Genomic DNA, 25076 nt, shown 5'->3' on the forward strand with positions numbered 1-25076 from the left:
TCTGTCGGTTTATTTTAGAGCGCAAGAGCCTGTTTAAAAATGTGACCTGCCGCGTCAGAATTCCAGCTCATACAGTTTTCCAATCTCCGGTGACAGTATGTCACAGCCGTTCTCCGTAACCGCAATTCCTTTTTCCCAACGTATTCCAAAGGTGTCTGTAGAAATAAAGGTATCTGCCTGAAATGTCATATTGGGCTGTAATGCATAATCCGATATTGTTTCTACCCACGGTGCCTCAACTTCAATCATTCCAGTACCATGCAGAGGACCATATACAAAATTTTCTTTGTAGCCGTTGTCTGTAAAATACTGATAAAAATTCTTTGCAATATCGGATGCAGTCACGCCTGCTTTCACCTGCTGAACCGTCCACCTATGCGCTTCTAATCCAAACATGACCACTTCTCTTCTGCGACCTTCTAACTTTCCAAGGACAATGGGGTAACCGATTGCTGCAGAATATCCGTCAATCTTTGCTGATAAATTAAGCTGTACGATATCTCCTTTTTCAAACTGACGATACGAAGACCTTGAAATTGCGTGGCGGGTAGATGCCTCTGAAAAAACATACATAGGCAATCCTTCGTATTCTGCCCCATGTTCATATACTACCCGTTGGGCAACTCCTACCATCTGCAATTCGGTCATTCCCGGTTTAATTTCATTAATTACATGCTGGGTTGCCAGTTCTGCTATACGGTATCCTTCCCGCAGGCAATTTATTTCGTTCATAGATTTAATCGAACGAAGCTCCACCATAATATGGTCTGCCCTCACAATTTCCGCCTCCGGAAATGCTGTTTTGATTCCTTCCATTATTATAACGGATGTATCTAAATAACTTGCCACGCCGATACGCAATTTTTTTCCGGTTATCTGCAGCGCCTTAAATACATCCTGATAGGTATCTGCCTTCAGTTCCGGATATGCAGGATCTGCACCTTCCCGGTATTCTTTTAAAATGAAAATTTTATCGATTCTGGAACGGTCAGCGGCAAAATGGCGGCTTTCGGGACCTACCATCAAAGCAGCATCCCCGTCCGGGGTAATCGCTACGCCGCACCGTTCAAACAACGGCCAGAAACCGGAAAAGTATCTTCCATTTGCATAGTCTGCCTCATTTGAATTGACAATCAGTACGTCCAGCCCTTCTCTGCTGATAATCTTCCCTGCTTTTTGTGCTCTTTCTTTGTATTCCTGATCGGGAATACAGATTGCTCCATGTCTGTTCATATTTTATCCTCCATTTTATGCTTTATTTTAATTTAATTTTTTATATATTTTATGATAGGTTCATTAAAAACCATCAATCACAGCAGTATCCAGTCGTAGTATAAAAGCTTACCTGCCGTGGTTCTGCCCTCCCATACTGCGCCACTATTGGTACGTCACTTTCCAGCAAGATGGCATACTGCTGTTCAAAGCGGGCGGTATGCGGTCCAAAGTCCTTAGTTTCATTTGTCCGAAGGCAGCGTACCCTCTGGCCCTCAACAGTAACATGAATGTCCTTTACCGGCGGGCTGTCCGTATATAACAGCGTAATTGTAACGTGGGCATCCGACTGTCCTGTATTCGTAATGATTACTGATTCATGTCCCGGAATTGTGTTCAACCCTTCCGGAGGAAGCTCTGCATCAGGAAAGACCCAAACCTTTTTTCCATAACTCATTTTGACTTCTCCTTTCACTATTCCAGTTTAGCATTTGTAATTTCAACAACGTGATGCGCTATTTAAATATTGTGATTTGTAATTCCAAGAACGCTATACCAGATAATAAATTTGTTTCATATCATGATAAAATTCACTGTCAGCAGAAAATGCACATTTTTCAAAGCAGGGCTTCGTATGAGTCCACCACCTCTTTGTTACCTCATCTGCTTCCATAAGCGCCATATCTTTTTCATAGTCACTGCCGGTATATTCAAAATAGGAAAACACCAGATCGTCCTGGACAAAGATGGAATAGTTCCTGATATTACAGGAATGGATCACCCGGCTTACTTCCTTCCAGACATTTGCGTGCAGTGATTGGTACTCTGCTATCTTGTCTTTCTTTAAACGTCCAATCTGTCCGAATATCTTCATTTTTTTATATCCATATTGCAGGATTGGCTGCAATACTGCCACAATAATACAGGCTGAAAGAATCACATGGTGGCTTCCTTTCTATATTAAAATTTTCTTTCTACCCACTTCTAATTGTAAGTACTATTCCTTCTTTGAGAAAGAATCAATCAGTACCACAACAACCAGGATAATTCCTTTGACTACCCACTGCCAATATGTATTAATTCCCATCAGAACCATAATGTTGGAAATGACCTGTAAGAACAGCGCCCCAATGACAATACCAAAAACTCTTCCACGTCCACCGGTAAGTGAGGTTCCTCCCAGCACGCAGATGGTCATAACATCAAAGAGCAGGTTATCCCCCAGGGTAACATTGCCTGATAAGGTCTTAGATGTCAGTCCCAGCGCTCCGATCGTGGTAAGGATTGCGCACATCACAAATGCCAGGATTGCAATAAAGTTTACGTTCAATCCGCTTAATCTGGATGCTTCCTTATTACCTCCCACTGCGAAAAAGCTGCGCCCAATGGCGGTATGGGCCGTGAAAACATTTAAAATTACGGCGACCACTATCATAAGAATTACAGCATAGGGTACGATTCCCAGTTTCCCCAATGCCATCTGCCCGAATTCATCGGACAAACCCGAAATGGGCAATCCGTCGGAATAAATATAGTTAATTCCTTTTAACATATTCATAATAACCAGGGTGGCAATGAACGATGGCATCTTTCCATATACCACCAGACACCCGTTCACCACACCCACCACGATCGCAATAAGTACAACCAGTAAAAATGACAGCCAGATGGGAAGTCCCATGTTCACTGTAAATCCAGCAAAAAAAATGGATACCATACCAATCGTAGAAGAAATGGACATATCCATTTCACCAATTAATATGACAAAAAATTCTCCCATAGCTATGATTGCCACAAAGGAAGCCTGACGAAGAACATTCATGATGTTTGTTGTGGTACGAAAATCACTGTTTAAACAGCACAGGGCAAACAGTGCTATAAATAAAAATGCAATCATCCAGTCATTCAGCAGAGTCTTCATTCCTTTGGTATATCTCTTTGATTTTACTTTATAATCATTCATCCGTTTTCACTCCTAACAAATTATTGATAATCACTTCCTGTGTCTTTCGCTTGCCTTCCACCATATCTTTCATTTCACCTTCATACATGATATAGATTCTGTTGCAAAGCCCCAGAAGTTCTTCCATCTCAGGCGACACCAGAATAACGGCTTTGTTCTGCCTTGTGAGTTCATGGATCAGCTGGTAAATTTCAAATTTTGCACCGATATCAATTCCTCTGGTCGGTTCATCCAAAAGGAAGATTTCCGTATCCCGCAGCAGCCATTTGGCAATGACTATTTTCTGCTGATTGCCGCCCGACAGCTTTTTTACATTCTGCCATAAGGAATAATAGTTTAGATTCATTTTCTCATTTATTTCATAGGATGCCTTCAGCTCTTCTTCATGATTTTGGAAGATTTTCATTTTCTTAAATAATTGCATAGAAGCTAATGTGGTATTATCTTTGATATTAAATTTCATATTCAGGCCAAGGGTCCGCCTTTCATCCGGCACCAGTCCCATTCCCATTTTCATAGCCTGAAGCGGGCTCCTGATTTTCACAGGCTTTCCTTTAATCAGTACCTCACCCTTTGTCACGGGGTGGCTGCCGAAAATTGCCTGTACCAGTTCCGTTTTACCGGCACCCAGCAGCCCTGCCAGCCCCACAACCTCTCCTGCACGGACTTCCATATTGATATTATGAAAAGCTTTCGGTGCCGACAGGTCTTTCACTTCAAGAATTACTTCTCCCAGATCTTCATTCAGCTTTGGATAAACATTTGTCAATTCCCTGCCGATAATCATTTTCACAAGCTTTGCATTATCAATATCTTTTACCTGCCCGGAATGGATGAATCGGCCGTCACATAATACCGTATAAGAATCACAGCAGGCAAATACTTCGTCCAGCCGGTGTGAAATATATATAATTCCGATTCCTCTGCTTTTTAAAATACCAATGATTCTGAAAATATTCTGGATATCCTTTTCCTGCAGCACGGCAGTCAGCTCATCAAAAACGATTATCTGCGGATTTTCAAGCATTGCTTTGGCTAACTGGATAATCTGCTGCTGCGCCGTCCGAAGCCTTCTAACCGGCACATGAAGGTCAACCTCACATTGCAGGAAATCCATCAATTCCCCGGCACGTTCTTCCAGGGCTTTCCAATCAATGAACCCATGTTTCCTTTTATACCTTCCCACAAATATATTTTCCACACCATTCATATCTTCCATCAGGGTAAATTCCTGGTGTACAATGGCAATTCCTTTGCTCTGTGATTCCTTAACACTGTATGAAGGTATCTTAATATGCTCCCCTTTCACGAAAAGTTCGCCCTTTGTCATCCTGTTCTCGCCGGTAATACATTTTGACAGTGTAGATTTCCCTGCGCCATTTTCTCCAACCAGAGCGTGGCACTCTCCCGGCATCAGTGTAAAATTCACTTCAGACAAAGCCTTTACTCCCGGAAATTCCATGGTACAGTTTTTTATTTGAACCAGTGGTGTAGCCTCTGTTTTTTTATCCTCCATCTTACCAACTCCTTTACTATAACCATAGCCATCCAAGCGCTTCCACCCCGGAGCAGATAATATCTGTGTCCGGTGCTTCCGGGTGTCTGATATTATGTATCAGTCTTTTTATTTCGTGATATGGGAACATGCAGCTCTTTACTCCCGTTTCCGCTACCGGATTCAGATCAAAAAACATTTCTTTTGCAATATCAAAATCCCGTTCATTGAGATATAATATTTCATCCAGGAGCTGCTCCCTAATGACTGGCTGTTTTGCTTCCTCATAAGCAAGTGCCTTTAGAACCATTTCTATTATCACTGCATTTCGGCGCTGAGCATTTTCCCATTTGTCAAAATGAGGCAGCCAGCAGCACATTTTGGGATTGTGTTTTGCCTGTTCCTGCAGATATCTGATTTTACCCATTAGGTTTTCATGGTTTCCTTTTGCCGCCATTAAGGCTGGAATATCTGCCTGAGTCATCTTATTTTTCTGGAATGGAAATGGAGTGGTATAGAGTGGAATCTGACTCTCATGAACCGTGACCATATTTTTCATTACATAGAGAACGGTATCCCCTAATTCTCCGAAATTAATCTCACATGCCAGTTTATAAAATGCCTCTTCTTCCATATCGGATCCCCAGCCATAATTGCCGTGGGCAAACAGATGCATGCACAGGCCATACCATTCAAACATAAATCCGTTAATACCGTGAACCCTCATTTTAACACTGCCCCGGTGCTGCCGGATATCTGTCTCAATTACCTGTTCATTTGCTTCATCCTCATACCGGATTACATTGGACTGAAACGTACGGTACAGGCGCCCCATGGTGGAAGTGATGGAATTTGCTTCCGTATCCCGCCCCCAGATCCGGTCTCTGCCAAAGACTTCACACCACTTCGTAAATTCAGCCTCCGGCACATACAGACCCGGAGCCCAAAACAGCATGATATCCTCCGGCATGGATTCCACACAGGTTTTTAAAAATGCAGGATCCTTTTCCAGCGGCGGCTGCCTGAAGGCACGGATTCCAATTACTGCCTCCGGATTAATTTCCCGTACAGCCTGATAAATCTTATTTAAAAGCCACATATTTGCCTTGTGTTTTGCTTCGCCAGGCGAAGCCGTTCCCTTATGCCATCTCTTTTTGCAGGTTTCACATTCACAGTACCAGAAGCCTTCTTCACTTTCCTCCAGGGTAAATCCGTCAAACCCGGTTCTGGCAATCTGGCGCATGGATTCCACGATATAATCCACCGTTCCGGGATAACTTAAGCACAGAGAATCAAAATCATTTAAAAATTCACCTGTTACCGGCGGTTTCATCCTTGCCTGAGTATGCTTAATGGTATAGGCGCCATTATAAGAATTCAGTCCCACATAGGCAAATATCTTCACTCCCAGCTTATGTGCCAGTGCCGTAAAACGCTCCAGAAATGGTTCTTCCAGATTCGGATGTGAATAACGAACCGTCAGCCATCTCCGGTTTTCGGCATTCCATATTTTCACGGGCACATTTTGAAACACCGTTTCTTCATATCCCGGCAGATCAAACGGCCAGTATCCATACAAGACCAGATTCAGCTGGTTAATTTTATTATCCAGACAGATATTCAGGTATTCTGCCCATTCTTCATACCCCCATAGCTGGCTGTCAAACCCGATCCGCCCGTAGCCCGCATACCAGGAAAATGTCTGGGCTACTGCTCTGACCGGTATCAAAGGATAATCCAGGATACTGCAGCATGGTAGCCGGAATCCCCCATTTAAACCCCTGGCTGTCAATTGTTTCACCGTAGTAATACCGTGGATATATCCTTCTTTCTCTTCGTAATACAGCGTGATGCCCTCTTCGCCGATTTCCAATACATACCCCTGGGTGCGGAACAATTCCCTGTCATTGGTTTCCGCCTCAAAATTGCCTAATGTGCGGATAATTCGAATCCTTAATTCCCCTTCTTCTACTCTTTCTCCCTGAGAAATATTAATTTCCGGATAGTTCCAAAATCTTAATTTTGTAATTTCCAATACGTCTGCTGCAGATTCTCTGTTCCCTTCCTGCGCGATTCTGATACTGGAAAATTCCTTCGTCGTTCCTTCCAATTCAACCAAATTCCTCGGTTGCGGCAGTAAATGAATCATAATCTTGAACCTCCTCGTCCTTTGACACGAATGGCGGCTGCTACTCCCGCCATTCGTTACTATTCATTTATGATGCTGTACATTTATCCCAGCCAGGACCAGTTTTTCCAGTCATAATCACCAATATTGTCTTTTGTAATAGCATCCGGTTCCGGCAACTCATATTTTTCCGGCAGCTTTTCATTATTTACCAATACCCGGTACATGGCATCTGTTGCCTGATACCCCAGGACTACGGGATCCTGAAGCACTTCTGCCAGCCATTTGTCATTGCCTTTTTCTATCCAGCCAAGTACATCTATATCTCCGGCAATACCGATAAACTTTATTTCTTCCCTGCCCTGTGCCACAGCTGCATTGTAAGCTCCTACCACTTCTGCATCATTGTGTCCGCAAACTACATCGATGGCTGCCTCTCGTTGGAGAACGTTTTCCATAAGCGTCTGTGCGGAATCACGGTTTCCTGCTCCGGTATCCCCTTCTTCTATAACGTTTGCGTCTGGGTATGCCGCCAGAACTGCTGATTTGAACCCTTCAAAACGGTCCTGGGATACCTGCCCGGAAGTGGGGCGTGATATAAACAGGCACGTGGGATCTTTTTTCTCCAGCGTATCTAAATACTTTACGGCCTCCTGTCCGGCTTTTTCTCCCAGAGCTTTCATATCATGCCCTACAAATGTAGACCAGACCACATCGCTGTCTGACTTTACATCCTGTGCATAATCTCCTACTACAAAAGGTATCCCCTCACCCACATACTGTTTCATTGTAGGAATTGCTGAAGATGCGTCCGCCGGGAATAAAATAATGCCGTCACATTTCGATGCAACCATGTTTTCAACATTGGTCAGCATTGTCTGCACATCAGACCTGGAATCTTCAAAAGTAAAGTCGATTTCCACGTTATCTTTATCCCCATTCTCCTTAAGCCATTGCTTACAGCCATCAATTACCCCCTGATACCAGGTGTACGCCGTCAGCTCCATAATCGATACGCCTATTTTTAATTTCTTTTTTTCACCGGCTGCATTTTTATCCCCTGTTTTTGTTTCCTTCGCCTGGGTTTCCCCGGCGGCGGCTGCAGTTCCAGCTTCTGTTTTTGTTTCAGCAGCCGTCGTTCCTGTTGTTTTCTGATCTGCCCCACACCCAGCCATCATACTTGCAGCCATTGTTAACCCCATAAGTAATGCAATTGCCTTTTTCATTTGTATTCCTCCTTCTCCATTTGTAAAATGTTTTTTCTTCGTCATCTTGACGAAAGATTGTGTGTTTGACATCTTCATTTTAATGTTATTGCACATAATAGTCAATATTTTCATTTAAATTTTTAATCAATTTTATTTAAACGTTTCACTCTGCTTTACAAAAATTCCTTTGTATGCTATTTTTATATTTATACTTTACCTTGTAAGGACTGATGCTGTACCATAATGCTTTGATATATTTTCAATTACAAGGCACTGGCTTTACTTTTGAACATGAACAATATTATTGATTATATTATGATGTAAAGGGAGGTTTACAGATATGGCTACCATCAAAGACGTTGCGAAACTTGCAGGTGTTTCTATTGCCACTGTGTCAAATTATCTAAACAATACAAAGCCCGTCAGCAAGGCTGTCAGCGCTAAAATTAAAGAAGCCGTGGAGATTTTACAATATTCCCAGAATCTGCCCGCCAAAAACCTGAAATCAAATACTTATACGGATATCGGGGTAATCCTGCCCAACTTTAATGACTCCTATTATGTTCAGCTTTTTCAGGGGATTGAGAACTTTTTTCAAAATACAGGTTATTATATTAACTTATCTTTTTCCTATGATATCCCGGACTTTGAAAAAACCATTGTTAATAATTTTTTAAAAAAGCAGATTTGCGGATTGATTCTGGTATCCTGCCAGCCGGACAACTGGAAATTCTACTACGAGCACTTTACCTCTGCCCAGAAACCCATTGTTCTGATTGACCGTAATATCCACAGCCTGGATGCCAATTTTGTTTCTTTTGACAATTATTCCATAGTCCATTATATGACCAGGAATCTGATAGATCATCAGTATAAAAATATTTTTCTTATGAGCGGTCCGGAACAATATACCTGTGAAAGCAACTGTATAGAAGGGTTTAAGGCTGCATTTGCAGAAACAGAGCTTCCCTTAAATCCCGATGCTATTATTACAACAGCCGCCAGCAAGGAAGATGCTTTCCGTAAAACCATTAATATTTTTAAAAAAGAAAAACCGGAGACAATTATTGCTACTTCCGAATCCATTGCAACCGGGATTATTGAAGGCTTAAATATTCTGGGATTCAACAAACAGGAAATTCCGGTCCTCTCCTTAGGTGAAGAACATTGGAATCTCCATACACATTCTTTTGCATCCATGTCTGCTGCCCGCCCTGCCCTGAAGCTGGGACAGACTGCTTCCTCTCTTTTATTTGAGCAGTTAAGCGCCCCTTTTACAAAAGAAACAGAGAAGATCATTTTAAAAAATCCAGCATTGGAAAACAGGCTGTCTTTTTGCAACTGTAAAACAATCGAAGAAAAGCCCCCTATGGATGGTTCCGAAAAAACCGTGATCCGGATTTTAATGCTGGACACTCCCCAGATTCACGTATTAGAGGGGCTGCTTAAGAATTTTGAAAATCTGACCGGCATCCATGCAGAGATTACCATATTGCCACACCATAATCTCTATGAAACCATACTGGATATTGACAAAATGCCGGAAGATCAGGTATACGATGTTATCATGTATGATTTACCCTGGCTTTCCACCCTGGCAAGCTTTCATATTCTGGAGGATATTACCGAAGAACTGTCCTCCTTTGACCTGGATATATTTTTTCCGGACTGCCTGCAGTATTTTAGCAGTTTTAACCATAGGTACTATGGTATTCCATACATGTATGCTCCCCAGATTTTTTATTACCGGAAAGATTTATTTGAAAACTTAACGCTGAAATCTGCATATGAACGAAAGAATAATATTACCCTCCGGCCTCCGCTGACTTTAAAGGAATTTAATACCATCGCAGAATATTTCACTTCCGAGACAAACGTAATTGACTATGGAATTACCATTCCTGCTGCCTATGACGAATGCCTGTCCCCTGAAATCTATATGCGGCTGCGGGCATACGGCGGCAGCTTATTTGATTCCAGGGGGAATGTATGTCTGGACTCTGCCCAGTCACTGAAGGCTTATATTAACCTGATTCGTTCCGTAAAATGCGCAAAGCCCAACTACCGTACTGCGACGGATGTGGTAGCCGTAGAAGATTTCCTAAAAGGAGATACTGCAATGCTGATTACCTACCCCTCATTTTTAACCGATGTAGTAGATCTGCGAAAAAGCAGCATGATCGGGTCGATTGGCTATCATCACATACCAGGCAGAAGTCCCTTATTAGGTGGCTGGGGACTTGGAATATCCAGTTACTCCCATAAAAAGAAAGAAGCATTTCAGTTTCTGAAGTGGACCTGTGATGAACAGGTCGCCAATTATTTAACCCTGCTGGGCGGGCAATCCGCCATTACCTCCACCTATACAAATGATGAATTAATAAAGCTATACCCCTGGCTGCCGCTGTATCACTCCACCTATAAATACACCAAACCAACGCTTCCCCCAAAGTCCAAAAATGATACCATTCTTTCGCAAAAAGAGATAGATTCCATTGTCTGCAAATGGATCTATCCGTTGCTGGATGAAAAGATTGAAGTACAGGAGGCAATTACACGAACCCACAGTGAGCTTGAAATACTGGCCGCCAGATACAAATAGGCCAGATACAAATAGGCCATTTACAAATCTCTCATTATAAACGTGCTCCGCCAGGCGCGCACCCGAAAAAAGGATCTCTCCATGACTCCATGGAAAGATCCTTTTTCGCTTAATCCGTTACATCCTGCTGATATATTTTTCGATATTTCTTTGCAGGCATACCCACCGTCTTTTTAAAAACCCTGCAAAAATAATTATAGTCGGAGAATCCCGCTTTTTCGGATATCTCGGTGATGGGATCGCCGGAGTTTTTCAAATAATCTTTAGCCGCCTCAATCCTTTTCTGCTTAATGTACTCCGCAATTCCCACTCCCAGATATTGCTTTGCAGCTTCATACAACCGGCTGCGGCTGACTTTAAACACATTACACAAATCTTTTACCGAGATATCTTCCGAGATATGTCCCATTATATAGAGATTTAATTTATGTAAGAACTGTTCCTTTTCCATAAAGATCATTTCTTTCAATAAAACATAAAACGTACAGGCTTCCAGAATCTTAGCCGCTGCCAGAATCTGTTCGCGGCTCTTATACTTAATTTTTGAAAATGCCTCTTCGTAACCGGGCTGATAAATCTGATATTTTTCACAGACATTACGTAGGTTAGTAAAAAGTTCCTCTCTGCTGCTAATATCGCTAATCTGCCCAAACATAACGTATCCGATGATAATACCGTTATCCTTTAGCGGTGCCGCTGCCTCAATCAATCCGGCATGACATTCATACACCATAAGCTCGCTGTTACGCCTGCAGTAATCAAAAGAATTCTGATTACATTCGATGCAATGCTTCCGGGTTACCGGATTTCCATGCATAATTGCACAGAACTCACAATGCCCGGTTGGATAGGAAAGTATCTCATGGTAATCACTGTCAAACAGAACCATTTTGATATCGGTTAAGGTATAGAAATCTTTCATTAATTCTTTTAGTTTTTTATTGTCTAGATTAAGATTCATCGGCTTGTCCTCTGTTTGATCATATTTACTGGCCCGCACTGGGTTATCCGTTCACGTAATCGGTTATCTCCTTAAAATCTTAATTTCATAGTACCAAATAAACAAGAGAACTGCAAGAATTAAACTGCAGAGAGAATTCATTCCGGTACACAATTGATAATACCTAATGTTTTTTACCGCTAAAAACCTCCAAGGCTGACTTCACATTACCCTTCATTGCATCGATTCCCCATTGCACAATTTCATGGTAATACACCGGCTTTTCCCGGCCTTCTTCCACAGTTGCATAATAGAGATTATATTTTACACCCCCATTTACAAAGGGCATCTTTTTAAATCCAAATTGTCCCTCTACTTCCTCCCCTCCGGCTTTTGCCATATAGGTATAGTAGTTCACTTTCCGAATCCCTTTTTGTATTACCGTCTTATAATCCTCTTCGCTGACACCGGACCCGCCGTGCATTACAAGAGGAATATCAACTCTTGCCCTGACCCGGTCCAGTACATTCATATCCAGCTTCGGCTTTTTCAAATACAATCCATGAGCAGTTCCAAAGGAACATGCAAGTGCATCTATCTTTGTCTCCCTCACAAACCGTCCTGCGTCTTCCGGATCTGTATAAACTTCTTCTGCCTGGTCATCGTGATTGGATTCATGTCCCAGACCCAGTTCCCGTTTTCCAAGGACACCAATTTCTGCTTCAACAGAGGCTCCTGTCCGCTTTGCCATTTCTACTGCAATACAGGTATTTGCAACATTTTCCTCATAGCTTAAGGCAGATCCATCGTACATAATGGATGTGAAGCCGATATCCAGCGCCTTATATAAATAGCTCAAACTGGTTCCGTGGTCTAAATGTACACATACCGGCACCTTTGCTTCTGTGGCACACCTGATCATGATTGGTCCAATCAATGAAATAGGCATCATCTCCTCATGGATTTCCGCGTGCATGATAATTACCGGAACGTCCAGTTCTTCAGCCCCTCTGATCACAGCTATGATACTCTCCAGGTTCGGTGTATTAAACGAACCTATGGCACATTTTCTCGCCTGGGCAAGCCTAAGTATTTCCTTTAATGATACTAACACAATATTCCTCCTCTTGTTCTGCTTACTTTCATTACATATTCTAACCGCATATGTTATTCCATCCGGATAACAATTTCCCGGTTCCGGTGAAATGTCATATTTACCTTACTTTTACTGCCCCATTAAATGCCGGACAGACGGATAGAGCTGTCTGTATTTTTGATAATACTGTTCATATGCCTCCCTTTGTTCCTGCCTGGGGTAATATGTCTCTAATTCCTTTACCATCGCCTCAGCCGCCTCTTCCAGATCCCCAAATATATTGCAGGCAATCCCGGTCAGCATTGCGCTTCCGGCTGCTCCTGCCTCGCTGGATCCCAGCGATACGATAGGAACTCCTAAAATGTCCGCTTTCATCTGCATCCAGACCCTTGAATTCGCACCGCCGCCCACAGCTTTCAGTTTCTTTATGACGATTCCCGCCTTTGCCAGTTCCTCCATATTCAGCCTCATTTCATAGACCACTCCTTCCAGCATTGCCCGGTACAGGTCCGATACATTGTGTGCGGCAGTCAGCCCTGTAATTGCCCCTTTGGATCCGGAATCCATGTAGGGGGTGGCAGCTCCGGCAAAATGGGGAAGTACCAGAATTCCCGTTGGCCCATCTTGCATATTGCTTTCCAGCACTTCATAAACAGAGGATTTTTCCCGGTCAGCCAATGTCTTTTCATACTTTGCAAGATTATCAATATACCATTTCACCAGTGCTCCTCCGGTAAAAGAAAATGCATAACAGAGATATTTTCCCGGAAACACATAAGGAACAATGGCATAGCTTCCCTGATACAGCACATCGTTTTTAGGTATTCCGGTAAACACAGGGGTAATACACTCTACGGTGCCTGCCCCGTCAACTGCCGCAGCATCACCGAAAACACGGGATCCGATTGCCGCAGCCACCTGGTCATGGCTGACAGACACGATTATTGTTTCCCCAGAAAGTCCCAAATCCCCTGCAACCGCAGTTTTTACGGTACCTGCACAGGTTCCTGTGGGAACTGTTTTGGAAAGCAGCTTTTCCTTAATCTGCGCTGCTTTTAATATTTCCCGGCTCCAGCATAATTTCCGGATATCAAATGCCATGGTTCGGGACGCAATCGAGTAATCGATCTGAGGATTCCCAGTTAACATATAGATAATATAATCTTCCATAAGCAGAATCCTGGCAGTCCGGTTATAAATATCCGGCCGGTGTTTCCGCACCCACATCAGTTTCGAAATACTGTACATACAATGTGGTTTCAGCCCGGTAATATCCGCTATATACTTCTCTTCCAGCTTCTCCGTCAATTCCCTGCACTCCGCATCTCCCCTGGGATCTGTGTAAAGCATACAAGGTGCCAGCGGAGTATCGTTCTCATCTAACAGCACAAAGGTCTCTCCAAAGCTGGTGACACCGACCCCCTGAATATCCGGGCAATGTTCTGCTGCTTCCCGGATGACCTCCCGAACGGACTTCCATATGTATTCCACACGGATCTCCTGTACTTCCCCTCCTCTGGAGGAGGGATAATCCCGGTATGCTTTATACCGGTATGTTCCCTGATTATCATAAACCGTGAGTTTACAGCCTGTTGTTCCAATATCCAGCCCTCCAATTGCCATTATGATCCCTCCAATCCTAAATTTCCATCCAGTCATAACCCAGATAGCGGATAAATGCTTCCTTAAGAATCTTCTTCATGTGTCCCATTCCAACAGCAGTATGGTGACGGTATCCATTTTGCCCCAATTGAATTAATTTAGGCTGTAAATTTTCAATAACCGCTACCCCGCCGCAGCCAAAATACCCATCTTCTATGGGGTCTTCCGTAAACTTCCCTTCTCCGGCATACACGGTTAGTTTTCCGTTCTCCGTTTTACAATTGGAATAAGTCATCGGAAATGCTTTTATCCGTCCTTCGTTGCTGCCCCACCCGCATCCCGGGTTACCTTTAGCAAACATTTTGTGGTCGGTCACAGTACCTTTTTCCGTCATCAGGCTCTGTGCAACGGGACCGCAATGGAACAGAATTACCTTATCCGGATCGTCTGTGTAATTATTGTTCCAGTCTAACACAGTTGTAGGCCTCCCGGATGCCAGCTGCATTGCATACATATTAATCGCAGAGCAGAGATCTATTTCACAGGATGCCACAATTCCCCTGTCATTTAATTCACTCAGCAGTACACAGGGTGCAATACCAAGGATTTCATGCATCTCGTCCCAGCAGCGCAGGGCAATGCAGTCCAGGTCATAGTCCGCAATATATTCATCTATTACAATACTCACCTTTGCAAGTACCACGGTTTTATCTGCCGGCACACAACTGAAATCCGTATAAGCAACCAGGCTTTCCACCTTCTCAGTCACCCGGCTGTCGCTTTCATCCATATTCTGCACTTTAAAAATAAGTTCAGACAGATCAAAGGTTTCCACTGTTATCCCATATTTCTGAAGTGTGATCTCATCAAAACGTACCGTTTTAAATTTACTTGTCCTGGCTCCAATGGCACCAATAGAAAAGCGTTTCATGCCATTTACAATCCGGCAGATTCCTGCAAAATCACGCAGATTATCAGCAAATGTTTTGGACAGCGGATGTACTACATGAGGCTCAAGCATGGTGAAGGGGATTCCATATTGGTGGAACACATCTGCAAAACTGAACTTCCCGCAATAGGAATCTCTTCTGTGCTCAAAATCCATTTTTCCGATTTCATCGGGGTATGCATGAAGCAGGATTGGAACTCCCGCGTCCTGTATCGCTGCAACTCCTCCATTTTCATCCCCAAAATTAGGCAGGCACATAATCACCCCATCATATTCCCCTTCATGGCTTTTAAGCCAGGCTGCATAGCGTTTCCCTTCTGACCTGGTCTCAACCGCTCCATATCTGGTCATCTCTTCATCCGGGATCAGATACTGAAATCCAGCATTTGTAACAGCCTCTGCCATTTCCTTTCTGGCTCCCGCAATTAATGTCTCCGGGAAAAACCCTCTGTTGGCAAAATACAGCGCAAATGTCAATTGTTTCATTTCCCTGATACCTCCTTATTTTTTATTGATATTTTAATCATATAAGATTTTTTCCAATAATAATAGAGATGTATGTACGAAAAACTGTAAATTCGTCCAGAATCGCAGCATTTTGTTTTTTCTATATTCAGGCTTGTTATTCCATTTATTTAATAATATAATATCATTAGTACTAATTTGACAAAATTCTCGTAAATATATTGTATGGAAGGAAAACTTTATGAAACCATATACCAGATGCTTTGCCTTTAGCCTGGCACTTATCCTGCTATTTTGCACCGTGTCCCCAACACTTTACGTGTCTGCCGGCAGCACTTCCAGCGCCCCCGCACCCCGCCGGGTACTAAAAGTCGCATACCCCACGACCAGGGGATTATCTGAAACGGATGTGAAGGGAAACCGTATAGGCCAGGTAGCAGATTTCTTAAATGAAATTTCAAAATATACCAACTGGGAATATGAATTTGTCGAGGGCGACGGCTCTGATCTGATGAACCGCATTACAACGGGCGAGCTTGATCTGATGGGCGGTATGTTCTATGACGAAAGCTATGAGGATTGGTTTGATTATCCCGAATACAACATTGGTTATAACCATGCCGTACTTTTTGCCAGGAAAGATGATACCAGTATCCGAAGTTATGATATTCAGACCTTAAACGGAAAAACAATCGGTGTATTTGAGAAAGCAGCGGATAAAATAGAAAGACTGCAAAGATATCTGGATCTCAATGGCATTACCTGTAAACTGCGGTATTATTCTAATGCAGATATGAAGAATGATTCGCTTCATTACCTTCTGGCAGAGGGAAAAGTAGATCTTCTTCTTGGCAATGATCTGGAAGCGGATGGTACATTCCGGGTCGCGACCAGCTTTCAGGCACAGCCCATGTATATTGTTACCACCCATGGAAAACAGGATATTCTGGATGAACTCAATCAGGCAATGGGTTATATTCTGAATGCGAATCCCAATTTTGCCCAGGATCTCTATGAAACGAACTTTACCGGCATTGCTGATACAAAACTTAACTTTACACCAGAAGAAGAAGATTACATCCGTCAGGCAGAACCGATTCGGGTTGCCGCTATTTCCCAGTGGCATCCCTTATACTGTCTGGAGGATGAGAGCGATCATAACGGTGTTGTTCCCGAATTTCTCAAGAAAATCGAAGAAGAATCCGGTCTCTCTTTTGAATTTGTTTTTGCAGATAATTACGAAGACTCCATTCGTCTGGTCCAGGACAAAAAAGCGGATATGCTTGGATGTTTCCTGGATTCTGATTCAACTGCATCAGAAAAAGGATTAGCACTCACTGCTTCCTATTCTTCTATGAGCAATATCATTATTAAGAATAAATTCGCAAGCTATCCCTCGGATGGTTTAACTGCCGCTGTTTTAGACGGGAGAACGCTTCCCGCCTCCATTAATGCAGATAAGATCAAGATCTATCCTACAACGCTGGAGGGAATCAAAGCGGTCAACAAAGGAGATGCCGATTTTATATACGGTTTGTCTGCAGGCATGGAAAGAGATCTGCAGTCGGGCGGATTTCAAAACATCACTATACTAACGACAAACACTACGAAAACAAAAGCAGCTTTTGCCCTTGCCAAACCGATTTCACCTACATTGCTGACAATATTGAATAAATCCATCAGCAATATAACCACTGAGGATAAAACGACAATTACCAACCGGAATATGGTTTCTCTTGGGTATAATAATATTACATTGTCCGCACTGGTATACTCCAATCCGCTGGCGTTTATTTTAACAATCACCGTATTCCTGCTGTTGCTGGTAGCCATTTTAATGATTATTGTCCGCTCCCGGGTCAGAAATACCCTGATGAGGAATGAACTGCAGAAGGCGGAAGCAGCAAATCGTGCTAAGAGCGGTTTTCTCTCCAAAATGTCACATGAGATCCGTACACCCATGAATGCCATTGTCGGTTTGTCAAACCTCGCCAGTATGTCCGATGAAGTGACTCCCGCAATAGCGAATTATCTTCAAAAAATACAGTCCTCGTCCCACTACCTGCTGGCTCTGATCAATGACATCCTGGATATGTCAAAAATTGAAAACGGAAAAATGGTTCTATCTTCGGAGGATTTTTCTTTATCCATGATGCTGAATGAACTGGAAAGCATGATTCAGTCCCAGGCTGAGCAAAAGGGACTGAATTGCTGCTTTCAATATCAACTCGCCCATGATTGGTTTACCGGTGATGTGATCCGTCTGAAACAGGTGCTGACAAATCTCATGTCCAATGCCCTGAAATTTACCCCGCCGGGCGGCAGCATCCGTCTGGATGCCCAGGAGCTGTCACATTCAGAGACAAATGCCTGCGTCCGTTTTTCTGTACAGGATACCGGGATCGGAATTCCGGAAGATGAAATAGAGCGGATTTTTTCAGCATTTGAACAGGCGGGAACCTCTGTTTCTAAGAGTTCCGGTACCGGATTAGGTCTTCCCATCAGCCGGACCATCGTGGAATTAATGGGCGGTAATTTAACGGCAGAAAGTACTCCGGGAAAGGGATCTGAATTTTCTTTTACCCTGGAGCTCCCGGTCTGTGCAGTAAAGCCCCAGCAACAGACGGATGAGCCGGAAACGCTTACACAGACCGACCTGACAGCCTTTCGGGTTCTTCTGGCAGAAGACAATGATCTGAATGCTGAAATTGCTTCAGAGCTTTTGGAAATGCAGGGTGCTGCTGTGCAGCGTGCCCAGAACGGGCAGGAGGCCGTAGACCTGTTTGAAAATAATCCAGCGGGATATTACCAGTGCATACTTATGGATATTCAGATGCCTGTTAAAAATGGTCTGGATGCCGCCAGAGAAATCCGGGCAAGCGAACATCCTGACGGGAAAAATATCCCAATCATAGCCATGACCGCCAATTCTTTCAAGGAAGACATGGATGCGGCATATGCCGCCGGAATGAATCACTTTGTACCGAAGCCAATCGATGTCAACCACCTGTTCCACGTATTAGGTGAAATTTTAAAATAACAAAATGGAAGCACTCAGAAAATTGAGCGCTTCCATTTTAATTAATTTTATTCTTTTATGACCACACCAAGAAGCCGTATCAAATCTGCTGCCTGATAAGCATCAATAACGGCTCCCTGCAGCTCCTGATAAGAATCAGATACAGTGATTCCTGCTATCTGGCTCTGTGTAAAATTGATTCCCTTTAATGGAGTCCTGAAAAAAGATGCCTGGTTCATTTTTACGTTATTCAATTCCATATACGTCAATTTACATTCCGTTATATTGGCATGTTCTGCATCTGCATCCTCCATAACAACCACATCCATTTTTGCATGATCCAAGTTAACAAACCGCATATTACAATCTGCAAACTTTGTATGCTTCCATGTGCTGCTTCGAAAGTCCGTCCCCATCATCTTACAGGAACGCATCTCACACCGGCTAAAGTATCCGTTTTCTATACGGCTGTTAGATAAGTCGCAATTTTCAAAGCGGACGTCCACAAAGCTCGCAGTTTCCATATTACAATTGAGAAACCGGCAGTTTTGAAATAGTACCCCTGCGAATTCCAGACGGGATAAATCGACGCCGCCCAAGTTTATATTCTGTATCTGTTTATGACGGATACAGTCCTCTTCTTCCTGTATCTTTTTTATGTAATCCTGAAAATCATCTGTTATGACTTCCAGGTCTTGTTGTATTTCTGGTTTTTTTCTTTTCATTTTTCTTATCTACTCCTCAATCTTAATGATCATTTGGCTTCTTCACTTCTACCAGACAGTAACCTTGCGCGCACCCTTCGGACATAGCTAAGATATTAGCCCTTCCTTCTTGAATTGCCTTTACCCTTCCCTGATTATCCACAGTGACTTTTGACGTATTAGATGATGACCATTGTACATTAGGATCATTTATATTAGATAAAAAGCTCATTTCCCTTATGTTGAGAACAAACTTTTTTCATCTTCATTGAAGCTATTTTTAGCTTTAAGTTACTAACTGTTCGTGCCTTAGCAGGACAAAGATCCACGCATCTCATACATGTTATACACAAGGCATTGTCAGTCTTTTTAAGTTCTGTAATTGATATTGCTCCAACTGGACACATTTTTGCACATAATCCACAATTCATGCAGCCTTTTCTGACCTTTGGCTTTAATGGAACTCCGTTATATTCCCTATATGGATAATTTCCCGGTAGTTTTAATGGCTCACACTTTAACGATTTATTAATCTTGTCTAATATTCGTTTTGAAAAATCGCCAAGTTCTTTCTTGTCTGCATCATCTGGTCGTCCTGTTGCAAATTGATGCATGATAGAATGTTCTGCGATGGCTGCAATTCCTGCAATACAATTAAAATTTCTTTGAGTTAAATATTCCTGTAATTCTTTAAGTGTATCTTCATAAGCTCTATTTCCATAAGAAGCCACTAATATAGCACTTACACCATTTCCTTTAAATTCATTCATTCTTTCCAATGCTACCGAGGGAACTCTTCCTCCATAAGATGGTACACCGATAATACATATATCATTCTTATTAAAAATAAAATTAGAATTGAGTTCTCTATTTGCTAAATCAATTTCTATATAATCTTCAAAACTCTTTGCAATCTCTTTAACAATATTTTCAGTGCTTTTTGTGGGACTAAAATATATTACATAAACACTCATTACTAAATCCTCTTTTCTCTCTTCTTAAATTCCACCTTGACCACCCATTTCTATTAGTCAAAAGTATTTCTTGACGAATCTCGTCACACAGAATTATCATAATCGGTCTGGCAAGCTACTATGTTGAAATAAATTCACGCCTTTGAGTTTCAAATTCATTATCCAAAACGCCCCTCCAAGGGCAAACCTACATAAACCATTATATTACTTTTTATGATTATTTCAATACTCGTTCGGGCATCCAATTGCGTAAACATAATATGGATGCTACATCAGGTCAAAGTGACGACCCTATAAGTGGTGAATCTGGTTAGAAATAGGCTATTAGCAATGTTAGCCGGATGTGTACAAGAGAATAGAGAAAATAGTAAAAGTATAGACGATCAAACGGAGATAAAGCTCCTGTGTCATATCAGCATACCACTGGAGCTTATTTGTACGTCTGATAAAATATCCATTTTATTCAGATATATCATCTTCATTTAATTTTTTATCAATAGCTTCTTGTTTTTTATTGTTTATAAAATAAAAAAATCTCTAAAACAATAAATGCAAGAGCTGTAGTACTAAGAAACGTGATTCCTGAAACCAGAGCAAGATGAATAGGAGTAGGGTGTTGGATTTTATCGCTGTAGTTTATATAGTTAATAATAGTACTGATAACGGAAACAGTTATTCCAGTTACTAAGCTATTAATAACAATGATTACTTGCCCTCTTTTTTTAGAATTAAATATGTCGTTGCCAATTATGATATTAGCAATAACTACATAAATAGACATACCGATAACTATTAAAAATTCAACAGCATATTGTGTAAACGGAGCTTTATACAAATATTGTTGAATTAAAACAGTAATCAATAGGACAAGCCAGACTATTTGAAACCCATGACTTTGAATTTTTCTCTTCCCATTTATAACTCTCTCATCTTTCAGTGTTTGATTTTTCATAGAATTTCCTCCCAAAATAAATCATTTAATGTTTTACCAAGTGCCTTGCATATTGCAATACATAAGTTAAGTGTAGGGTTGTAATCTCCTGCTTCAATAAGACCAATCGTTTGCCTGGTGACTCCAACAGCTTTTGCCAAATCATCCTGGTTCATATCACATTCAATTCTTGCAATTTTCATTCGCTTATTCTTCATGATCCCCTCCTTATATTATATAATATATACTATACAAAACATAATGTCAACTATATATTGCATTTTGTTGTAAATATCTCACATATAAGCCCATCTATGACTCTGCTTAATCTCCCCAAAACTCACCTGTAAGACGAGACGCCACTTTGTAAAGTGAAAAGCCATCTTTGTAATTAACAATTGAATTTTTGTAAACGAAATGCCACTTTTGTACTCGAAAAGCATGTTTTTTAAAACAGATGCCGCTTTTGTAACCGGAAAATCCACCCCTAATGTGATTCATCATCCGTCTGATATCGTCCTGCGTTAGATTCCCAAAGCTTGTCCCTTTGGGAAGGATTCCTGTGTATCAGTTCATGATTTACTTCGATAGCACTTTTTTGGTATAAACTTCCGGCTTTTTGTATCGTTCCCGAAATTTCACTTTTCGAGGAAGATCAATGTTTCTGATGTCGAACAAACGAAATTTACTGATTGGTTTTTATTGTATTTTCTTTTATATCATTTTATGATAAAATAAATAATTATAGGAATCACTTAATTTCCTATCAGTTATACAGCACATTGAAATCGGAGGAATTTTCTTGAAAAGCAGAGAAAATGAAATAAAGCAGGATAAAACCAAAAATACAAAATGCAAACCAAAGAAGAAACACAGGAAGCTAATCATGCTGCTTGTCCTTGTTCTTACAGTTATGATCTATACCGGTGTTTCATTTTTACTATCAGCAAATAAGATTACCGTGGAACAATACAGCTATGAATCAGATAAAATAGACCAGCCGGTTACAATTATATCTTTAGCTGATTTACATAGCCATTCCTTTGGGAAAAATAATAAACGGCTGATCCGGGAAGTGGAAAAACAAAAACCTGATATTATATGCATTGTCGGAGATGCCATTAATTATTATGACGAAGAGGATACGTACATCACTTCATTAATCAGACAGCTGATGCGGATTGCTCCTGTATATTTTAGTCCGGGCAATCATGAAATAAGTATGTTCAATAATCACAGATACATTAACCTCAAACAGGATATCGAACAGGCAGGCGCTTTATACCTGGATCAGACCTATCTGGACATCACGGTAAAGAATCAGAAGATCCGCATTGGCGGTTTATATGATTATGCTTATAATTATGCGGGAGTTACTTCAGAACAATACAGACAAAAGAGCAGTTATCTGTTTTTGAAAGATTACGAAGAGACGGATATCTTTAAGCTTATGCTCACCCACCGTCCCGAGAGCTTTTTGGATCAGGAAGAGGATGCAAGATGGCAGATCGATCTGGTGTTATCCGGACATGAACATGGTGGACAGATACGGCTTCCATTTATCGGTGCATTGTACTCTTCTCACATGGGAGGTGTATGGCTTCCAAACTTCGTATCCGGCTATCAGGTAATGAATGGTATCCCCATGGTGATTTCCAGAGGGCTTGGTACCTACAAAGGAAAAAATGTTCCGCTGCGTTTCAATAATATTCCAGAGATTACGAAAATAGAGTTAAAATAAGCCTGCACCGCAGTGACTGTTCTTCCCAGAGCGAATTTTTAACACGTTCTGGTGAACAGCCATTCCGGTACAGGCTTTTGCGTATATTCTGAAACATCACTACTCCAATGTATCCCGTCTGTCAATTACGCTGATACTGTCTACCGTATTTTTATCTGAATCAAGTATAATTTCTGTAACAGCAGGAGAATCTTCTCCTTTCTGGACGATATAAACGGTGGATTCTGGTGTTTCTTCTTTCTTATATTTTACTTTCTTTAATAATTTCCGAAGTTCCTTTCCAGACATTCCTCTGGTAATTCCTGTTGGAATCATCGTTTCTACATCTGCAGTTTTGGATCCTGCAGAAACTCTCGTAATATAACAATTTTCAATAGATTCCGGCCGGGAACTATAATTCTTAACCGTGGTCTGCAAAAACTGACCCATTTTCGTTAAAATGATCTGGGTATCAGACATACCAGCTACTTCCTGATTGTCATTCTTCACATTGGATACCAGTTGTTCCAAAGTCCATCCATGGTCTAAAAATTCTCTCACCGGTACCGGCAGTTCATACAATTTATAATCATATTCTACAATAGAACTGTAAATATCATCGCCCAGATCAATGGGCTGTTTGTAGCGGTAAGGCTCTTCTAATTTACGATATGCCCCCATTACTGTAATACTTTCCATCTGCAGTTCCCGGTAAATTGGACGGTAACAGTGCATATCGATACTGTCCAATATCTTAGTTCCATTGTCTATATTTAATAAAATATTCTGTCCAGAATCATATTCATAAGAAAGCTGGGTATCTGCTTCCAATTCATATGTATTATTGGGGGGGCCGTATAAATACTCAATCTCTGCCTGGTTGGTGACTCCAAGCGTTACCCCTTTTGGCAAAACCACCCTGGCAGAATCCTCAGTCAGCATAGAGGTATCAATAATAATGCCTGACACGCTGCAATCCACCAATTTCTGTTTTTTTGACGTATCATTAAAAAAACTGGGCATATATTGCTTTTCCATCTTTAAAAAATAACTTATCCTCTGATATCTCAAGCGGTTTTAGTTCCTGCCTCAGGGAATCCGTTGTTTCAAATCCCTGATCGGTTAAATCTGTATAACTCATAGGAAAGGTCAGTTTCTGTTTTCCTAATTTAATGGTAAAGCTATATTGATTTTCCATTGGATCTGCTGAGCGGTTATCTGCCTGTTCCATCACTTTAGCTTTTGCCGAAAATTCTACAGCCGTTTCGCCGCTGCCTGAAAAGCGGGGCTGTTCAATTACCGTAACCTTATTTCCGCAGCCATTAAGCATTAAAATTGAAAGGAATGCTGCGCCTATATATGTGATTTTTTTCTTCAAAATATATCCCCTTTGTAAATTAATACCTATATTTTATCACAGGGTATTTTGATTTACAATATATCCCAAAGATATTCTGTAACGTAAAATTGGGATTATCGGGGCCAGCGCTTTTCTCTGCAGGGCAAATCAGGAAGAGGACGGTGCGGTTCTGACTCGGGAGTTTGACAGTTGAACTAACTAAAAATCTATTGCAGGTCGCATAAATCCTGCTTTTTTTGTGTCAACTTTTTTTGATTATAGTATGTTATTTTCTGTTATTATGTGATATAATGAGGTGTAAGGAGGGATGCATATGAATCTTCATATCTCGAAATCAAAAAATTCAGAATCATTTTATGTTGCAAAATCCTATGTCAAGGCTAATGGCAGCACCACGTCCGCTATTGTTCGCAAACTTGGCACTTTAGACAAACTGCTCCTGGAGCATGGCCCTACCAGAGACGATGTTATTGCATGGGCTAAAAATGAAGTAAAAATGGAAACTCAAAAATTTAAGGAAGAACGTCAGACCAAAACGGTCCAAATCTCTTTTCATGCTGACAGACAGATGGATTATGACCAGCAGAAGTTTTTTCGAGGTGGCTACCTTTTTCTCCAGTCCATTTATTACAGTCTTCAACTAAACAAAATTTGCCGGAAACTGAAAAATAATACAAGTTCCAGTATGATATAAATGCGGTTCTCTCT

Annotated in this window: 22 protein-coding genes; 4 read left to right on the forward strand and 18 right to left on the reverse strand. The window is 41.5% G+C overall.

What is annotated here, in order from left to right; all coding sequences use genetic code 11:
- Positions 1-54: 54 nt before the first annotated feature.
- The 7 genes from RHS_RS11970 to RHS_RS12000 all read right to left on the reverse strand — a co-directional run bounded on the left by RHS_RS11970 (position 55) and on the right by RHS_RS12000 (position 8024).
- Positions 55-1233, reverse strand: coding sequence for a Xaa-Pro peptidase family protein (locus RHS_RS11970; protein ID WP_047833300.1), 1179 nt, complete (start codon positions 1231-1233; stop codon positions 55-57).
- A gap of 73 nt (positions 1234-1306) precedes the next feature.
- Positions 1307-1669, reverse strand: coding sequence for a sensory rhodopsin transducer (locus RHS_RS11975; RefSeq protein ID WP_395022172.1), 363 nt, complete (start codon positions 1667-1669; stop codon positions 1307-1309).
- A 93-nt stretch (positions 1670-1762) separates the two neighbouring features.
- A complete protein-coding gene (locus RHS_RS11980; RefSeq protein WP_242881458.1) occupies positions 1763-2152 on the reverse strand; it encodes an L-rhamnose mutarotase in 390 nt (129 codons plus the stop codon).
- A gap of 57 nt (positions 2153-2209) precedes the next feature.
- Positions 2210-3175, reverse strand: a complete 966-nt coding sequence (locus RHS_RS11985) for an ABC transporter permease (RefSeq protein ID WP_052377591.1) — start codon at positions 3173-3175, stop codon at positions 2210-2212.
- The gene (locus RHS_RS11990; protein ID WP_395022175.1) at positions 3168-4691 is read right to left on the reverse strand and encodes a sugar ABC transporter ATP-binding protein; all 1524 of its coding nucleotides are present in this window, start codon (positions 4689-4691) and stop codon (positions 3168-3170) included. The genes RHS_RS11985 and RHS_RS11990 overlap by 8 nt, the downstream gene beginning before the upstream one ends.
- Before the next feature lie 16 nt (positions 4692-4707).
- Entirely contained in the window at positions 4708-6819 is a 2112-nt protein-coding gene (locus RHS_RS11995) for a glycoside hydrolase family 20 zincin-like fold domain-containing protein (protein ID WP_047833301.1), read from the reverse strand.
- An 83-nt stretch (positions 6820-6902) separates the two neighbouring features.
- The gene (locus RHS_RS12000; RefSeq protein ID WP_047833302.1) at positions 6903-8024 is read right to left on the reverse strand and encodes a sugar ABC transporter substrate-binding protein; all 1122 of its coding nucleotides are present in this window, start codon (positions 8022-8024) and stop codon (positions 6903-6905) included.
- A 322-nt stretch (positions 8025-8346) separates the two neighbouring features.
- Here RHS_RS12000 and RHS_RS12005 point away from each other — a divergent pair, with 322 nt between their 5' ends.
- Entirely contained in the window at positions 8347-10608 is a 2262-nt protein-coding gene (locus RHS_RS12005) for an extracellular solute-binding protein (protein WP_047833303.1), read from the forward strand.
- A 109-nt stretch (positions 10609-10717) separates the two neighbouring features.
- Here RHS_RS12005 and RHS_RS12010 read toward each other — a convergent pair whose 3' ends face one another.
- From RHS_RS12010 to RHS_RS12025, 4 genes are all read right to left on the reverse strand, one after another.
- Positions 10718-11569, reverse strand: coding sequence for a PocR ligand-binding domain-containing protein (locus RHS_RS12010; RefSeq protein ID WP_395022180.1), 852 nt, complete (start codon positions 11567-11569; stop codon positions 10718-10720).
- A gap of 163 nt (positions 11570-11732) precedes the next feature.
- A complete protein-coding gene (locus tag RHS_RS12015) occupies positions 11733-12662 on the reverse strand; it encodes a ketose-bisphosphate aldolase (protein WP_047833305.1) in 930 nt (309 codons plus the stop codon).
- Positions 12663-12773: 111 nt separating this feature from the next.
- Positions 12774-14267 (reverse strand): L-fuculokinase, encoded by a 1494-nt coding sequence (locus RHS_RS12020; RefSeq protein ID WP_047833306.1) that lies wholly within the window; start codon positions 14265-14267, stop codon positions 12774-12776.
- 16 nt (positions 14268-14283) lie between these two features.
- A complete protein-coding gene (locus RHS_RS12025) occupies positions 14284-15681 on the reverse strand; it encodes an L-fucose/L-arabinose isomerase family protein (protein ID WP_047833307.1) in 1398 nt (465 codons plus the stop codon).
- 220 nt (positions 15682-15901) lie between these two features.
- Between RHS_RS12025 and RHS_RS12030 the strand changes: the two genes are divergently transcribed.
- Entirely contained in the window at positions 15902-18700 is a 2799-nt protein-coding gene (locus tag RHS_RS12030) for an ATP-binding protein (RefSeq protein ID WP_044297347.1), read from the forward strand.
- A gap of 47 nt (positions 18701-18747) precedes the next feature.
- On the opposite strand, the gene RHS_RS12035 is transcribed toward RHS_RS12030, so the two are convergent.
- The 5 genes from RHS_RS12035 to RHS_RS12050 form a co-directional block, all read right to left on the reverse strand.
- Positions 18748-19404 carry a pentapeptide repeat-containing protein gene (locus RHS_RS12035; protein ID WP_044297345.1) on the reverse strand — a complete coding sequence of 219 codons (657 nt, stop codon included), beginning with the start codon at positions 19402-19404 and terminating at the stop codon, positions 18748-18750.
- Positions 19405-19426: 22 nt separating this feature from the next.
- Positions 19427-19615: an Ig domain-containing protein gene (locus tag RHS_RS30885; RefSeq protein ID WP_395022184.1), complete on the reverse strand. Its 189-nt coding sequence runs from the start codon at positions 19613-19615 to the stop codon at positions 19427-19429.
- Positions 19599-20357: a 4Fe-4S binding protein gene (locus RHS_RS12040; RefSeq protein WP_027291926.1), complete on the reverse strand. Its 759-nt coding sequence runs from the start codon at positions 20355-20357 to the stop codon at positions 19599-19601. Before RHS_RS12040 ends, RHS_RS30885 begins: the two co-directional genes overlap by 17 nt.
- A 511-nt stretch (positions 20358-20868) precedes the next feature.
- Complete coding sequence (locus RHS_RS12045; protein ID WP_047833308.1) at positions 20869-21309, reverse strand: DUF6773 family protein; 441 nt, start codon at positions 21307-21309, stop codon at positions 20869-20871.
- On the reverse strand, positions 21306-21506 hold the full coding sequence (locus RHS_RS12050) for a helix-turn-helix transcriptional regulator (RefSeq protein ID WP_027291928.1): 201 nt from the start codon (positions 21504-21506) through the stop codon (positions 21306-21308). Before RHS_RS12050 ends, RHS_RS12045 begins: the two co-directional genes overlap by 4 nt.
- Positions 21507-22090: 584 nt before the next feature.
- On the opposite strand from RHS_RS12050, the gene RHS_RS12055 reads away from it, so the two are divergent.
- Positions 22091-23029: a metallophosphoesterase gene (locus tag RHS_RS12055; RefSeq protein ID WP_052431052.1), complete on the forward strand. Its 939-nt coding sequence runs from the start codon at positions 22091-22093 to the stop codon at positions 23027-23029.
- Positions 23030-23128: 99 nt separating this feature from the next.
- Here RHS_RS12055 and RHS_RS12060 read toward each other — a convergent pair whose 3' ends face one another.
- Together RHS_RS12060 and RHS_RS12065 are read right to left on the reverse strand one after the other, a co-directional pair.
- Positions 23129-24031 carry a hypothetical protein gene (locus RHS_RS12060; protein ID WP_047833309.1) on the reverse strand — a complete coding sequence of 301 codons (903 nt, stop codon included), beginning with the start codon at positions 24029-24031 and terminating at the stop codon, positions 23129-23131.
- Positions 24015-24386, reverse strand: a complete 372-nt coding sequence (locus tag RHS_RS12065) for a hypothetical protein (protein ID WP_047833310.1) — start codon at positions 24384-24386, stop codon at positions 24015-24017. Before RHS_RS12065 ends, RHS_RS12060 begins: the two co-directional genes overlap by 17 nt.
- A 295-nt stretch (positions 24387-24681) precedes the next feature.
- Between RHS_RS12065 and RHS_RS12070 the strand changes: the two genes are divergently transcribed.
- Positions 24682-25062, forward strand: a complete 381-nt coding sequence (locus RHS_RS12070) for a hypothetical protein (RefSeq protein WP_047833311.1) — start codon at positions 24682-24684, stop codon at positions 25060-25062.
- Positions 25063-25076: the final 14 nt, after the last annotated feature.

This window comes from Robinsoniella sp. RHS (genome assembly GCF_001029355.1).
In the GTDB taxonomy this organism is placed as follows: domain Bacteria; phylum Bacillota; class Clostridia; order Lachnospirales; family Lachnospiraceae; genus Robinsoniella; species Robinsoniella peoriensis.